Annotated in this window: 14 protein-coding genes; 8 read left to right on the top strand and 6 right to left on the bottom strand. The window is 41.7% G+C overall.

The genetic code is table 11. The features are described 5' to 3' along the window. Window positions 1–70: 70 nt before the first annotated feature. Window positions 71–1,153 carry a 3-phosphoserine/phosphohydroxythreonine transaminase gene (gene serC / locus DPF90_RS02940; RefSeq protein WP_114784538.1) on the bottom strand — a complete coding sequence of 361 codons (1,083 nt, stop codon included), beginning with the start codon at window positions 1,151–1,153 and terminating at the stop codon, window positions 71–73. Window positions 1,154–1,284: 131 nt separating this feature from the next. Continuing rightward, window positions 1,285–2,547, bottom strand: coding sequence for a DUF945 family protein (locus DPF90_RS02935; protein ID WP_114784536.1), 1,263 nt, complete (start codon window positions 2,545–2,547; stop codon window positions 1,285–1,287). Between the two features lie 437 nt (window positions 2,548–2,984). Between DPF90_RS02935 and DPF90_RS02930 the strand changes: the two genes are divergently transcribed. Beyond that, entirely contained in the window at window positions 2,985–3,539 is a 555-nt protein-coding gene (locus DPF90_RS02930) for a hypothetical protein (RefSeq protein WP_114784534.1), read from the top strand. Window positions 3,540–3,586: 47 nt separating this feature from the next. On the opposite strand, the gene DPF90_RS02925 is transcribed toward DPF90_RS02930, so the two are convergent. Next, window positions 3,587–4,174, bottom strand: coding sequence for a TfoX/Sxy family DNA transformation protein (locus DPF90_RS02925; RefSeq protein ID WP_114784532.1), 588 nt, complete (start codon window positions 4,172–4,174; stop codon window positions 3,587–3,589). Between the two features lie 345 nt (window positions 4,175–4,519). Between DPF90_RS02925 and DPF90_RS02920 the strand changes: the two genes are divergently transcribed. The 7 genes from DPF90_RS02920 (at window position 4,520) to DPF90_RS02890 (ending at window position 12,139) form a co-directional block, all read left to right on the top strand. Further along, window positions 4,520–5,440: an HDOD domain-containing protein gene (locus tag DPF90_RS02920; protein WP_114784530.1), complete on the top strand. Its 921-nt coding sequence runs from the start codon at window positions 4,520–4,522 to the stop codon at window positions 5,438–5,440. A gap of 28 nt (window positions 5,441–5,468) precedes the next feature. Then, window positions 5,469–6,383 (top strand): LysO family transporter, encoded by a 915-nt coding sequence (locus DPF90_RS02915; RefSeq protein WP_114784528.1) that lies wholly within the window; start codon window positions 5,469–5,471, stop codon window positions 6,381–6,383. A 105-nt stretch (window positions 6,384–6,488) separates the two neighbouring features. After that, window positions 6,489–7,004, top strand: coding sequence for a hypothetical protein (locus tag DPF90_RS02910; protein WP_114784526.1), 516 nt, complete (start codon window positions 6,489–6,491; stop codon window positions 7,002–7,004). A 140-nt stretch (window positions 7,005–7,144) separates the two neighbouring features. After that, on the top strand, window positions 7,145–8,791 hold the full coding sequence (panP, locus tag DPF90_RS02905) for a pyridoxal-dependent aspartate 1-decarboxylase PanP (protein ID WP_114784524.1): 1,647 nt from the start codon (window positions 7,145–7,147) through the stop codon (window positions 8,789–8,791). Between the two features lie 263 nt (window positions 8,792–9,054). Then, window positions 9,055–9,909, top strand: coding sequence for a MurR/RpiR family transcriptional regulator (locus tag DPF90_RS02900; protein ID WP_114784521.1), 855 nt, complete (start codon window positions 9,055–9,057; stop codon window positions 9,907–9,909). 101 nt (window positions 9,910–10,010) lie between these two features. Next, entirely contained in the window at window positions 10,011–10,277 is a 267-nt protein-coding gene (locus DPF90_RS02895; protein ID WP_114784519.1) for a GrxA family glutaredoxin, read from the top strand. A 179-nt stretch (window positions 10,278–10,456) separates the two neighbouring features. Continuing rightward, window positions 10,457–12,139: an aspartate:alanine antiporter gene (locus DPF90_RS02890; protein WP_114784517.1), complete on the top strand. Its 1,683-nt coding sequence runs from the start codon at window positions 10,457–10,459 to the stop codon at window positions 12,137–12,139. 44 nt (window positions 12,140–12,183) lie between these two features. Here the strand turns inward: DPF90_RS02890 and DPF90_RS02885 are convergent, their stop codons facing one another. The 3 genes from DPF90_RS02885 to DPF90_RS02875 all read right to left on the bottom strand — a co-directional run bounded on the left by DPF90_RS02885 (window position 12,184) and on the right by DPF90_RS02875 (window position 14,490). Continuing rightward, on the bottom strand, window positions 12,184–12,861 hold the full coding sequence (locus DPF90_RS02885) for an ABC transporter permease (protein ID WP_114784515.1): 678 nt from the start codon (window positions 12,859–12,861) through the stop codon (window positions 12,184–12,186). Window positions 12,862–12,864: 3 nt separating this feature from the next. Next, window positions 12,865–13,605: an ABC transporter permease gene (locus tag DPF90_RS02880; RefSeq protein ID WP_114784513.1), complete on the bottom strand. Its 741-nt coding sequence runs from the start codon at window positions 13,603–13,605 to the stop codon at window positions 12,865–12,867. A gap of 114 nt (window positions 13,606–13,719) precedes the next feature. After that, window positions 13,720–14,490, bottom strand: coding sequence for an ABC transporter substrate-binding protein (locus DPF90_RS02875; RefSeq protein ID WP_114784511.1), 771 nt, complete (start codon window positions 14,488–14,490; stop codon window positions 13,720–13,722). Window positions 14,491–14,544: the final 54 nt, after the last annotated feature.

Here is a 14,544-nt window from a genome sequence, read left to right as displayed (position 1 = left end):
AGCGGTCGATACTGAACTTGAATGAAGAGCACTTGATAACAGAATCTCGTGCTCTAAATTTGATGGAGGTTTAAGCGTTATCTGCCGCAAAATCTCTCATAAACTCAACCAAGGCTTTTACACCTTCTATCGGCATTGCATTATAAATTGACGCCCGCATTCCTCCTACAGCCCTATGCCCTTTAAGCGAAACTAAGCCTCTCTCAGAAGCTTGTTTGAGAAACGCTTCATCCAATTCAGGTTTTGCAAGTTGGAAAGGGACATTCATCCGCGACCGATTTTGAGGGTGTACATTATTACTATAAAACTCTGAGCTATCGATATAATCATACAGAATTGTGGCTTTCTCGATGTTCATTTGCTCGATGGCACTTACCCCGCCCTGCGCTTTAAGCCACTTAAAAACCAGCCCAGATAGATACCAAGCAAATGTAGGAGGAGTATTAAACATTGAGTCTTTTTCTGCCAAAACCTTATAGCTAATAAAACTAGGTAAAAGGTCGTGAGCTAAATCAAGTAAGTCATCACGCACAATAGCAATACAAATACCTGCGGGGCCGATGTTTTTTTGGGCTCCCGCATAAATAACACCATATCGTGAAACATCTATCTTACGCGAGAGTATATTAGAGGACATATCAGCCACAATAGGTAACTTGGTATCGGGCAGATCAGAGATTTCAATCCCATCAATGGTTTCATTAGGGCAAAAGTGGACATAAGCAGACTCAGGATCAATCTTCCAACCCGAAGCTTGTATCACTGCCATTCTGCCTTCTTTTGTGGTTTTTGCATCAACAAGGTCTACTTGGCAGTATTTTTTTGCTTCTTTCACTGCGCTTTGAGCCCAGTAGCCCGCATCAACATAGGTTGCTTTTAGTGAGCTTCCAAGTAAGTTTAGAGGCACTGCTGCAAATTGTGCGCGAGCACCGCCTTGGCAGAATAATACTTTATAATTGTATGGAATATCGAGTAAATCCCTTAGGTCCTGTTCTGCTTCTTCGGCCACTTGAATAAACTCTTTGCTCCTGTGACTGATTTCCATCACTGAAGTACCGAGCCCATTCCATTCAACAAACTCCGCTTGTGCTTTTTGCATTACTTCTTTAGGTAACCCAGCAGGGCCAGCACTAAAGTTATACACATTCTCCATTCCCAAGTTCCTTGTCTACGCTTTTAATAGAGGTTTTATTGACTAATACCACGTTTTTTTGTACATAAAAAGCAAGAAAAGAGGTCTTAAGACCTCTTTTCAATTAAACAGCAAAAATTTAACGGTTAAGGCTAATTTACTGCTGGAAAGAACAGTGCTATTAGGGATATTTTTTGCCCACTTTCAAATACTAAATTACCATCTTTAAGCTCAGCTTTAAGCTGGTAACCCTTGTCATCTTGACCAATAAATTCCTGAACTAAAGCCTCATCAATGCTTTGTTTAATGAATGGGTATTGCTCTACAAGGCCATTAGAGAAGAAGGTTTCTATATCACCGCTCAAGGCAGACAAAAGTTTAGCTGGGTTTTTCGTAATTTCACTCGTACCCTCGGGAACAGACACTTTACCCACACTATTAAACTCACCAGCATCTCCCAGTGTCAATGTTGCTTTATTCACCGATAGGAAGAAACCTTTGTCGAATAGAGTATCCACATAAGGCATAGCGTTCTGGATGTCTTCAGGTGTCAAAGTCGGGCTATTCTGATACAAGCTAATCAGGTGGTTAAAAGCATTACTGTCTAATCCACCAAACTCGACGTCAAGTCCTAAATTTTCTGCTTTACCTTCAGGCATTTCTAATTTAAATATATTAACAACATGCTGACTATCTACGCGAGAAGAAGCATCATCTATCGATGAAGAGAATTCATACTGGGCCTCTTCCATATTAAATACGGAAGACTGCTGCGCATCGGAGATCTTTATGTCAGATATACTTATTTCTTGGTCACCCAACCAAAAATTATCCTGCTTTCGGCCATCTCCTACGCCTTTAATTCCAGAAATCAACATTTTCTCTCCAGAATTAAAATCAATTTCAACCGAAGGTACATTGAGGTCATAGCTAACTTCACCGAGCACGGTTAAATGCCCTTTAAGAGTGGAAGCGGTCACAGAGATCATCGCAGCATCTTCACCTTCAGAAGACTGATGCCAATTACCCAGTTCTAGTGAGTAGTCTGTGTTACCGTTGAGCTGGGTAACGGTAGTCAACTTTAATGGAAAGCGTTCATTATCGTCTAACGTCGACTCAGCTTTTAAACTCAAAAGCCCATGAGTAACATGGCTATTGACAACAAATTCCGTTGGAAAGCCATCCAATTCGAGTTCTTTTGCTAGGACGGGGTCATGTACTGTATAACGTGTTGTCACCTCTGAAGATAAATATCCCCTATCATAAGAAATTACTTCCGCTTTCAATGATTCATTGGTTAAATGCGCGACACCGTCCTTAATAACATTTTGGCCAATTTGACCAACAGCCAAAGGCCAACATAATGCTAACGCAATTGCGCCACCAACAGCGCCATATTTTTTTAATTGATGCATGTTTTATCTTTACTCAAGTATTTATTACAGTTTACGCCAAAAAACTCTCTATTAAATCATAGCATTGGTGTTTTACCATATTATAAGTTTAACGATCGACACGTTAAACTCACTGATACCAGTCTAGTCCACACGATCTAAAAGTGGGTCAATTCACTGTGAGGTTTTATGCCACCTCATAGCACCCAATTTCAAAACACATTGTCTCCTTGCACAAATTATCCTGCCACTCAAAGTCAAAAATAAACGATAAAGATGGGTAATGAATCTCTTTTTAAAATTCATTTTGGTGTAAATTTTGCTATTTAATATAAAGAGTGACAAAACAATGACATTTTAGTGGTGTCATACCACGAGAATGCATTATGATGTTATGGTATGACAGTGCTCAGTCGCAATAGACCGAGGAAATTAACAAGAAAAGGTTTTTCTTTCATATGCGTAATAAAATCTTAGCTGCTGCCATAGTGCTAGCATCCGGTCAAACTCTTGCAGAGACGGACCCAAACAGCCCCGCCGTAATGAGTAACTTTAGCTACGATTACATAGAAGCCAGAATTGGAGCAAGCCCTGTGACTTTCGGTACCGCTGTAAGTAAGTCTGTCCACCCAAATGCTCACTTCATCGGTAGAATCGACTCTGAGTTCGAAGGAGATTATGATGCAGCTGCAGGTTTTGGCTTTCATGCTCCGATCAATAACTGGGCGGACTTTACTGGTGAAATGCTTTTCCGTGTAGTAGATTTTGACGGCAGAGAAGGTAAAGGTAGTGATACTGGTATGGAACTGAATGTGGGTGTTCGCCAGTGGCTGGGGCCTCAACTCGAAGTCGGTGGTAAAGCTGGTTACGTAAATATCGATAATGATGACGATTGGATTGGTTCTGCATACGCCCGCTTTCATGCGACAGAGCTATTTTCTATCGGAGGTGAAGTTAGGATCAACGACTTCTATGGCGACCAGCTAATGTTTACGACACGTTTTAAATTCTAATGATTGAAAGCCGAGTGAAGCTCGGCTTTTCTCTATCCTCTCATTTTTTAAATGCAACTTGCGAGCAGTTGACGCTTACGCGGTTCTTGAATCAACTTCCAGTGTACGCCATCTATTGCACCGGCAAACTTCCAAAGTAGCTTCACATCAACATCATTGCCATATGTAGCTTTCACCTTTGAAAACACTTTAGGAGCACCAAGCTCAACAAACGTATCTACATCGCCGATACCGGATTTTTTAACCATACGCTCTAGCGTTAGTTGCATATTAGGCAAGTCACGTAAACGACGACTGGCGGATGATTTTTTATGATGTCGCTGAGAAACAGAAAATTGCATTGATTGCCGCACAATATCGTCAAGCTTTGCGCTTCTCGACACAAAAAGGCGCGTTACATCATAATAGTTCACCGTTGCTGTCGTCTGTTTTTTTACGTGACGGTATTTGGTACACCCCAACTGCATCAATTGCCTATCGAGTTGTTCTCCACCTCGAATAAACACTTGCCCAGAACTAATCAAGGCAAACATGGCATCTTGTTTAAAGAGGCCCAGCCCACCAAACATTGAACGCTTTTGGAAACTCCCGAACTTATTTACATACGAGATAAAGTTTTGCTCTGTCATATCCATGATCCTTTTAAACCAGAAAACCCCGATTATTTGACGATCACCAGATAGCAGCAGATATAAGCGAAAAAATATACCTGTGTCAGAGAACCTCTAAGTTATGATTTGTTTTGACCTCTAACTCCAAGTCCATAAATGGTAGTTAACGATAAAAAATATGTCTATGCACAGATCACATCAATCCGGCTAGACTAGCTCTAAAGCGCGACTAAAATCACATAAAGTATCTTTCCATACTGAGTCAACATCGATATACACATATGCAGATCCATATGTTATATCAATGATTTGCATAATGATTACTATGCTAGGTAAAATACATACGGTAGAAGATAACGCTTAATTAGAATGAACCATCTGTCTTTTTTCTGGCTTCCCGAAAACGAGGAGCTCTTGATCAAAGGTATTGAGTCTGAATTCAATACCTTGGTCAAACATGCCATTACATCTGGTAAAATCACATTACCTCCAATCCCTGAAGTCGTACTAAAAATACAAAGGCTCTGTACTAAAGATTGCACGACTGTATTTGATATTGCTGATTGTTTGTTTGAAGATCCTGGCCTTGCCGCTATCGTTATCAGAGTAGCAAACTCAGTGATTTTTAACCGTCGTAATATTACCTGTACTGACATTGTCACAGCCGTTTCACGTCTGGGAATCTTGAGAGTTCGCGATATAGTCACAGCCCAGGCAATAGAACAACTTAAACATTCCGTGAATTTAAGTCGCGGATGCAATCAAATGCTCATAAATAGCGCTAGCACTTCACGAGAGCTTGCTGCAACTATGGTGATGGTAGTAAGGGGTTTCAAAGAAATCTCCCCCAGTGATTATGAGTACCTAGAAACAGATAAGGCGTTACTGACAGGGTTACTAGCCGATATTGGATTTTTCTGCATTGTTAGCGAATACCATACTTATCTAGAAAAAGGGAATTACCTAGATGAAGATATCGCATTTCAGGTATTTAATAACTTATGTACCAGTGCGAGTGAACTGGTATTAAAACAGTGGGGTTTTGACAATGACTTTATTGATGTTGCAAGTAACCACGCCACTCAAACAAAGAAAGTTAATGTCAGCTACCTCGATGTAGCCCGTATTGCTAATCATATTCTCATGTTCCGCCGTCAAGATGATCAAATCGATGAACATACTGTCGAATTTGATGTTACGGGGGCAGATATACTATACAAATTGAGTAATTTGAGTGATATTGAGTTCAAATCGAAAATCAATGAACTCATCAGCGCTAGCGGGTTATAGACTAGGCTAGCCATTACTCAGGAATATCATGCCTACGGGAATACTTTTTATTTTTGCCCCACTCCTTGTGGGGTACCTTATTCAAACGTCAAACACCGCTTTTCTCTCCGGAGTTAATCGGACAACTAACTATTTAATTGTTGTTATCTTGGCCTTAATGGGTTTGAGTCTGGCTTCACTCGATAATCTGGGTCAAAATCTACAGTTGATACTTGAGTATGTTGTTGTCTTCTCTGTATGTATTGGACTAAGCAACTTAGCGGCACTTCCAATCGTTGATAAGCTCTTCCCAATTAGGGTTGAAAGTAAAAAAAATACCCTTTCACTTTCAACTATGGCTTTAGAGTCAATAAAACTAATTCTCTTTGTTGGCATAGGTCTAGCTGCGGGCAGGCTTCTATACATAGATCTAAGCTGGGTGGATATAGCAAGTGAATCTGTTTTATTCATTCTCTTATTCCTGATTGGGATTCAGCTCAGAAATAGTGGGCTCTCCTTACGTCAAATTTTGCTCAACAAGCAAGGTATGATCATCGCAGTCACTATTATTACAACTTCAATTTTGGGAGGAGCTGTGGCTGCAAAGATACTTGACTTGGATCTTTATCAAGCGCTCGCCATGTCTTGTGGGTTTGGTTGGTATTCTTTATCAGGGATTCTAATAGGGGATGCTTTTGGACCAGTATTTGGCGGAGCGTCATTTATGATTGAACTAGTTAGAGAACTCGTTGCCTTAGTTATGATTCCACTGATTATACATTCACGACCTAGTGTGGCTATAGGTTACGCAGGAGCTACAGCAATGGATTTTACATTGCCAATTATTCAGAGTACTGGAGGCGTTCGCTGCGTACCGATTGCCATTGTCAGTGGATTCATTTTGAGCTTATTAGTACCTTTATTGATGCTGTTCTTTGTCTCTCTTGCAGAGCAGATCGCATGATTTTATCTTTCAGTTCATTATATTAATGACTCAGCCATGCTATACAATTTAATGAATCATATTGAGTGGCTTAATAATATATAACCTTAGAAAAAAGGAATAATTATGACACGTCTACTGATTGCATTGTTGTTAGGAGCAACCTCTACCATGGTTGCCGCAGCCGACAATGCATGTTTATCCAAGAAATACGATGCTTACATTGATGCTTCTCTTCATTGGTATGAAGATTTAGCCAAGCTAACTAGCGAACAATACCCCGACCTAAAAGAAGTCAGTGAATGGTTCTTAGAAGGTCGAAAAAACCATTTTGAGCTCAACAGAGCGGCTGTCCACTACTATTTAGAAAATGACCCTTCGAAGATTGCCGTAAACCAACCAGTCGAGTCTTGGCTCTTACTCGAGCAGAAAGATATTAAAACTTTATCGTCTCGCAGTGATGAATTAGGTCGACTGGCTCAAGTAACCTACAGTGACCGTCAATCAAAACCACATGATCAAAACTATGATCTTAGGTCTGCCTTTGCTGATTTGTTGAGTCATCCAACCAAAATTGATAGTGCACTTAAACGTTATAACCAAGCTATCAAAGACTTAGAAAGCATGTCATGTGAAACCTAGCCTGAATGTCACTGCCGAGAATATTATCAAAGCAGTGACATTTCGCATTGCCAGAGAAGATCAAGTAATTAACTCGAGACTTTAAACCATTTTTCGTTTAGATTGGCGCGGCAACAGAGTGACAAGAGCAAAGTAGTTGTATGATAACCAAACATAAAACGGCTGACGTAAGCTTCGACAGTCTGCTTAAAATATTTACTGTCCCTGAAGGGCCTGATTCAACACTGACTAAAATCGAAGAAAGGCTCTCGCAAAACCTTAATCAATTTTTACGTGAACATATTGTGGCAGAAGAGAAGCCCCTAAAAGAGATTGAAAAAGACTTCTCCTATTCCGCTATTCCAGAGAGTCCAGAGTTTGTCTCTGAGCATACTCAGCACCTCCTTGATACCTTAGTCTCGCACTCGGTTCATACCTCGGCACCAAGCTTCATCGGACATATGACATCAGCACTGCCCTATTTTTTGATGCCATTGTCAAAAATCATGATTGCTCTCAATCAAAACTTGGTAAAAATAGAAACATCCAAAGCCTTTACCCCGTTAGAGCGTCAGGTACTGGGCATGCTGCATCGATTGGTATATAACCAAAATGACGATTTCTACACAAAGTGGATGCACAGCGCACAACACTCACTAGGTGCTTTTTGCTCGGGTGGAACAATCGCAAACATCACCGCCCTTTGGGTTGCGAGAAACAATGCATTAAAAGCACAAGGAGAATTTCAGGGTGTAGAGAAAGAGGGTCTTTTCAGTGCAATGCAACATTATGGTTATCAAGGCCTTGCCATTCTAGTGTCAGAAAGAGGACATTACTCTCTGAAAAAATCTGCCGATGTGCTTGGACTTGGTCAGCAAGGTTTAGTCGCGGTCAAAACCGACCGTAACAATCGTATATGCCCACACGCATTGAACGAAAAAATCGTTGAGTTGAAGAAGAAAAATATCAAGCCTTTCGCGGTTATCGGAGTAGCAGGAACCACAGAAACAGGATCAATTGACCCTTTACCTGAGATGGCCGAGATATGTCGTGAGCACGACTGCCATTTTCATATAGACGCAGCTTGGGGCGGCGCTACCCTAATGTCAGATAACTACCGTTACCTGTTACAAGGTGTTGAAAAAGCCGATTCAATTACCATCGATGCCCACAAACAGCTTTATGTTCCTATGGGGGCTGGAATGGTTCTCTTCAAGGACCCCGAAGCGATGAAATCTGTAGAGCACCACGCACAATATATACTTAGAAAAGGCTCAAAAGACTTAGGCAGTCATACCTTGGAAGGCTCTAGGTCTGGTATGGCGATGCTGGTTTACGCCGCAATGCATATTATTAGCCGTCCGGGTTATCAGCTACTTATCGATGAGAGTATCGAAAAAGCCAAGTATTTTGCCACACTAATACAATCGCAAGATGATTTTGAGTTGATATCAGAACCAGAGCTTTGCTTACTAACCTATCGTTATATTCCCGCTGAAGTACGTGAGGCGCTTAAACTTGCTTCACCAGAGCGCAGAAAACACCTCAATGAATTAATCAATGAACTGACTCAATTTATCCAAAAACGCCAACGAGAAACAGGGAAATCATTTGTTTCGAGAACACGTTTAAACCCGGCTCGCTGGGGTAAACTTAATACGATTGTATTTCGCGTCGTTTTGGCCAATCCACTTACGGGACACGATATTCTCAGTTCAGTACTAGAAGAGCAAAGAAACATCGCTCAGCAAGCACCCAATTTGATGGCAAAAATCCTAGCAACATCCCAAACCATTGAAGCTAGTTGAAAATTTCTTTCTAGATAAGTGTAACTTGCATACAATCGGACCTCTTTAAGAGTAGATTTATACAAGGATAAAGATTATTTTATCTCTTTGAGACATATTTAGTTTGAGGCCTGTCATGTTTACACCTATCGAAGAGTGTAAATATTACAGTAAACCTTAAGCTTGGGTTTATACTGGGCCACATGGCGCTGGTTGGCAATTGTACGCAAGTAATGACGCCTTAAATTATCCAGCAAGTTGTTCTCTATACCTTTGTGAACACTATGAATACAATAGAAAAAATTCAGAAAAATCTAGAAAACTTCAGCAAGTCGGAGCGAAAAGTTGCTGAAGTCATAATGGCATCGCCTCAAACCGCTATTCATTCTAGTATTGCTACTCTTGCAAAAATGGCCGATGTCAGTGAGCCGACCGTAAACCGCTTCTGTCGTAGGTTAGATACTAAAGGCTTCCCTGACTTCAAGCTTCATCTTGCTCAAAGCCTTGCTAACGGAACTCCTTATGTCAATCGTAATGTTGAAGAAGATGATGGCCCAGATGCCTATACACATAAAATTTTTGAGTCCACTATGGCCTGCTTGGATGTTGCAAAAAATAGCTTAGATTCTATGCAGATCAATCGAGCCGTTGATCTTCTCACTCAAGCCAAACGCATCTCTTTCTTTGGTTTAGGTGCATCTTCAGCCGTTGCCCGTGACGCTCAAAATAAGTTCATTCGCTTTAACATCCCTATCACCTGTTTTGAAGACATAGTAATGCAGCGAATGAGCTGTATTAATTGTACGGATAACGACGTCATTGTTCTGATATCACATACTGGTCGTACGAAAAGTTTGGTTGAGATTGCCAACCTTGCACGTGAAAATGGAGCTACTGTTATCGCAATCACGGCTAAAGATTCTCCGTTGGATCAAGCGAGCTCTCTTTCCATTTCACTGAACGTACCCGAAGACACGGATGTATATATGCCAATGGCAAGTCGCGTCGTGCAAATGACAGTGATTGATGTATTGGCAACAGGCTTTACTTTAAGGCGCGGCTCTGGCTTTAGGGATAATCTAAAACGCGTTAAAGAAGCGCTTAAAGATTCGCGCTACGACAAATTGTCTCACTTCTAAACAAATAGGTTTAACCTATCGAAGCAACAGGTAAATGCCTCTTTATTTTCCAGCTCGATTCGGGCATAGTGGCGCCTATCAGAATAAAGGAGAATGACAATATGTTCGTAGTTATCTTTGGTCGTCCAGCTTGCCCTTACTGTGTTCGTGCAAAGGAACACGCTGAGACATTGAAAGCAAAACGTGATGACTTTAACTACCGTTATGTAGATATTCATGCAGAAGGCATTTCAAAAGCTGACCTTGAGAAAACTGTCGGAAAGCCAGTGGAAACTGTTCCACAAATCTTCATTGATGAAAACCATATCGGTGGCTGTGATGACTTTGAAGCGTATGCAAAAGAACATTTAGGTCTGTTTGACGCATAATCAGAATTTGTTGAAGCCGCTTAATAAAGCGGCTTTTTTGTGCCCGTAATTTAATCCTATTGCAAAATATTTGGCACAAGTCAGTAAATCGTCAATTATACAAATTAACACTTATCATTTCTCTTTATTAAGTTACAATTTGCTCACTTAATCTATGGCACCGAAGTAAGAGCTGCCCTGTGAACATTGATGTTTTATCCCTGCTTGAGCAAAACCCTATTCTACTAATTTTTGTTGCACTCGCTATTGGCTTAGCCATAGGAAAAATTCGCTTTGGCAATCTCCAACTCGGCAATTCCATCGGTGTTTTGCTTACTTCATTAGTCATGGGACATCTGGGTTTTACATTCAATGCAGACGCATTGACCGTCGGGTTTATGCTATTTATCTACTGCGTTGGCATAGAGGCAGGTCCCAACTTCTTTGGTATCTTTTTTAGAGATGGTAAGCATTATTTCATTTTGAGTATGGTGGTCTTATCTAGCGCTATTTTTATCACCTACTTTGCCAGCCATAACCTAGGTCTTGATTTCGGACTTTCTGCCGGAATGATGGCTGGTGCACTTACGGCAACTCCTGTTCTGGTTGGCGCTCAGGATGCTCTTAACTCTGGCCTTGCCACCACGCCACATGCTATGGACTTTTCTGAGGTGATTGAAAACTTATCTGTTGGTTATGCCATGGCTTACCTAGTTGGTTTGATCAGCATGATTGCCTTTGCCAAATTGCTGCCAAAGCTTCAAAAGCAAAATTTGTCCGACTCCGCACAGCAGATAGCACAGGAACGAGGGCTCGGAAGTAATGGACAGCGTAAAGTTTATTTGCCCATCATTCGCGCGTACAGAGTTGGACAGGAGCTCATTGACTGGAGCGATGGAAAAAACCTTCGCGAATTGGGTATCTATCGCCAAACTGGTTGCTATATAGAGCGTATTCGTCGCAATGGGATCCTTGCCCACCCTGATGGCGACGCAATTTTGCAGCAAGGTGATGAGATTGCACTGCTTGGATTCCCTGATAGCCACGCGAGGCTCGATCCTAGTTTTCGCAATGGCAAGGAAGTGTTTGACCGCAACCTCCTAGATTTGAGGATCGTTGAAGAAGAAATTGTGGTAAAAAGCGATGCCATGGTAGGTAAACGCCTCTCTGATCTCAACTTATCCGAATACGGTTGTTTCCTTAACAGAGTTGTCCGAGCTCAAATAGAAATGCCCATGGATCTCGATATCGTACTGGCTAAAGGAGATGTTCTTCAGGTGAGTGGAGAAAAGAGCCGCGTACATGGATTAGCAGAAAAAATTGGTTTTATTTCCATTCATAGTCAGATGGCCGATCTGCTGGCTTTTTGTAGCTTTTTTATCCTAGGGATTATGTTTGGATTGATCACCATGACTTTTGGTCAGGTGTCGTTTGGCTTAGGAAATGCCGTAGGCCTTCTCCTCTCAGGAATTTCGCTAGGTTTCTTACGAGCTAACCACCCAACTTTTGGTTACGTACCTCAAGGTGCTTTAAACATGGTCAAAGACTTAGGCCTAATGTTTTTTATGGTTGGGATAGGCCTAAGCGCGGGTGGGAAAATGTTTGAACACCTTGCCGATTTCGGTCCACAAGTGATTGGGCTTTCGTTCTTGGTCAGCGTTGTTCCGGTAGCTCTTGCTTACCTTGTGGGCGCTTATATCCTAAAGATGAACAGAGCACTGCTGTTTGGCGCTATCATAGGAGCTCGAACCTGCGCCCCAGCCATGGACATAGTCAATGACTATACTAAATCGACTATTCCTGCGCTTGGATACGCGGGTACATATGCGATTGCAAATATATTAATGACATTAGCCGGTACTGTACTGATTATATTGAGCTGAAATTTCAGACATAAAAAAGCTTCCAATAGGAAGCTTTTTTATATTTAGCTAAGCGGCCTCAAATAGGCGAGAAATCGCTTTTCAGCCTGTTTAAAGCACCAAATAATAGTAAAGGTCAGACACATATAGAAAAGGCCAGCAGTCAGAAACGACTCAAACGGCGCGTAGTAACGAGAATTGACAAGGCGAGCAGCACCAGTCAAATCCACTATGGTCACAATTCCAGCAACTGCGCTGCCATGAAGCATAAAGATCACTTCGTTACTGTATGCTGGTAGAGCACGGCGCAAAGCACTGGGTAGGATGATACGTCGATACGTCATCAATGTACTCATTCCATATGCTTTTGCCGCTTCCACTTCCCCTTTAGGTAGCCCATTTATCGCACCTCGAATTATTTCTGCGGTATAGGCAGAAGTATTGAGAACAAAAGCCACAAGAGCACAGAACCATGCATTTTCCCAAAGAGTATCTTTGACAGGAAAAAACTGATCCATACCGTAATAAATCAGGTAAAGCTGAACTAAGAGTGGAGTGCCACGAAAAAAGTAGATAAAAGCCCAACTCGGCCCTTTGAACAAGTAGTGAGTACTATTACGAGCGATACCTAATGGGATCGCAACAAATAGACCAATAATAAGAGAAGCAGCCACCAGCCAAGTCGTGGTCCAGAGCCCCCCGAGATAAATTGGTAAACTTTCAATGATCAGTGAAAAATCCATCAACTACCTCGTATGGATACTGAATTTACGCTCAACAAGTTTGAGTAACCCTGTTGAGACACTGGTAAAAAATAGAAAAATGACAGCAACTGTCATGTAAAAGGTAAATGGCATTTTTGTTGAGCCAGCAGCTAGTGCGCTCATACGAACCATGTCTTCTAAACCAATAATCGAGACAAGTGCCGTGGTTTTAAGAAGCACCAGCCAGTTGTTTCCAAAACCTGGCAGAGCATGGCGAATCATTTGTGGCAACAAAATACGACGAAAGGCGAGTGCTGAGCTCATACCATATGCTTTGGCCGCTTCCAACTCCCCTCTATCGACCGCCATGATGGCACCACGAAACGTTTCCGCCATATAGGCTCCAAAGATAAACCCAATGGTAAGAACACCTGCTATAAATGGGCTTACGTCGATATAGTCGGGTAAATATGAGGTCCACTCATGACTAGGGTCACTTGCAGTAAACCATTCATTTAGCCATTCGTTGATTGAATACAAACTATTGTTGAGTAATATTTGCCCACCGAAGAATATTAACATCATTAATACAAGATCAGGGATACCGCGAATAACAGTGGTGTATAACGTCGCAATCGCTCTCGCCCAGCGATAAGGTGCCATCTTTGCCAAAGCCCCCAACATCCCTAGCACCATAGCAAGCAACAAAGAGAGCAGCGCGACTTCAATAGTCACTATGGCCCCTTTCAATATAGAGGCTTCGTATCCTTGTAAATCCAACATAGGTAAGTTCCTAAGCTCTGGGGTTTAAATCATTGGTTAGTCTAAATAACAGTTAGAATGAAAAAGACCGCTGACCTACCCCAGAAAGCACATCAGCGGGCCTTTTAGACAAGATTATTGCCCGTACACATCGTAGTCGAAGTACTTAGCAGCAATCTTTTGGTATTCACCTTTTTCACGAAGTGACGCAATCGCTTCATCTAGCTTTTCAGTCAAATCTTTGTCTTGTTTACGTACTGCAATACCAAAACCTTCGCCAAACCATTTAGGATCTGTCAGTGAAGGCCCGACAAACTCATATGCCTCTCCACCCGCTTTGTTTAATACGCCTTCCTCAAGAGCAGAAGCATCGCCCAAAACAGCAACAACTCGACCATTTGCTAAGTCAAGATAGGCTTCATCAAACGAGCCGTAACGGACAATTTCCACTTTATCGCCATAATTATCAGTCAGATACTTATCATGCGTGGTCGCTCTTTGTACCGCAATTTTTTGCCCATCTAGTTTATCAAAGTCTAGATTAGCCCCTTTTTTGGCAATGAATTTATTCGGGATGAGCGCATATTTTCCGGTAAAGTCTACCTTCTTCTTGCGCTCTTCTGTAATCGACATAGCGGCAATGATTGCATCATATTTACGGGCTAATAGTGATGGAATAATGCCATCCCAATCTTGTGCAACAATCTTACATTTCACCTGCATTTCATTACATAGTGCATTGGCCATATCAACATCAAAGCCCTTCAAAGAACCATCGGCTTCTGTCCAACTAAATGGAGGGTAAGCCCCTTCAATCCCAAAGCGAACCGTCTTCCATTCTTTCGCTTGAACAAGCCCTGTCAATGCGGTCGCAGCGAGAGCCGCTACTGCTAGCCACTTTTTCATTTCATACTCCTTTAAACATGATTTCTTAATATTTGCAGAATCTGTGGTACTGAT

This window comes from Vibrio tetraodonis (genome assembly GCF_003350295.1).
GTDB classification, from domain to species: domain Bacteria; phylum Pseudomonadota; class Gammaproteobacteria; order Enterobacterales; family Vibrionaceae; genus Vibrio; species Vibrio tetraodonis.
This window is presented reverse-complemented; position numbering and strand designations above follow the sequence as displayed.

Excerpts from the sequence above, each read along its gene's own strand:
- serC (WP_114784538.1), bottom strand. The coding sequence starts at position 1,153 with ATGGAGAATGTGTATAACTTTAGTGCTGGCCCTGCTGGGTTACCTAAA.
- DPF90_RS02935 (WP_114784536.1), bottom strand. The coding sequence starts at position 2,547 with ATGCATCAATTAAAAAAATATGGCGCTGTTGGTGGCGCAATTGCGTTA.
- DPF90_RS02930 (WP_114784534.1), top strand. The coding sequence starts at position 2,985 with ATGCGTAATAAAATCTTAGCTGCTGCCATAGTGCTAGCATCCGGTCAA.
- DPF90_RS02925 (WP_114784532.1), bottom strand. The coding sequence starts at position 4,174 with ATGGATATGACAGAGCAAAACTTTATCTCGTATGTAAATAAGTTCGGG.
- DPF90_RS02920 (WP_114784530.1), top strand. The coding sequence starts at position 4,520 with ATGAACCATCTGTCTTTTTTCTGGCTTCCCGAAAACGAGGAGCTCTTG.
- DPF90_RS02915 (WP_114784528.1), top strand. The coding sequence starts at position 5,469 with ATGCCTACGGGAATACTTTTTATTTTTGCCCCACTCCTTGTGGGGTAC.
- DPF90_RS02910 (WP_114784526.1), top strand. The coding sequence starts at position 6,489 with ATGACACGTCTACTGATTGCATTGTTGTTAGGAGCAACCTCTACCATG.
- panP (WP_114784524.1), top strand. The coding sequence starts at position 7,145 with ATGATAACCAAACATAAAACGGCTGACGTAAGCTTCGACAGTCTGCTT.
- DPF90_RS02900 (WP_114784521.1), top strand. The coding sequence starts at position 9,055 with ATGAATACAATAGAAAAAATTCAGAAAAATCTAGAAAACTTCAGCAAG.
- DPF90_RS02895 (WP_114784519.1), top strand. The coding sequence starts at position 10,011 with ATGTTCGTAGTTATCTTTGGTCGTCCAGCTTGCCCTTACTGTGTTCGT.
- DPF90_RS02885 (WP_114784515.1), bottom strand. The coding sequence starts at position 12,861 with ATGGATTTTTCACTGATCATTGAAAGTTTACCAATTTATCTCGGGGGG.
- DPF90_RS02880 (WP_114784513.1), bottom strand. The coding sequence starts at position 13,605 with ATGTTGGATTTACAAGGATACGAAGCCTCTATATTGAAAGGGGCCATA.
- DPF90_RS02875 (WP_114784511.1), bottom strand. The coding sequence starts at position 14,490 with ATGAAAAAGTGGCTAGCAGTAGCGGCTCTCGCTGCGACCGCATTGACA.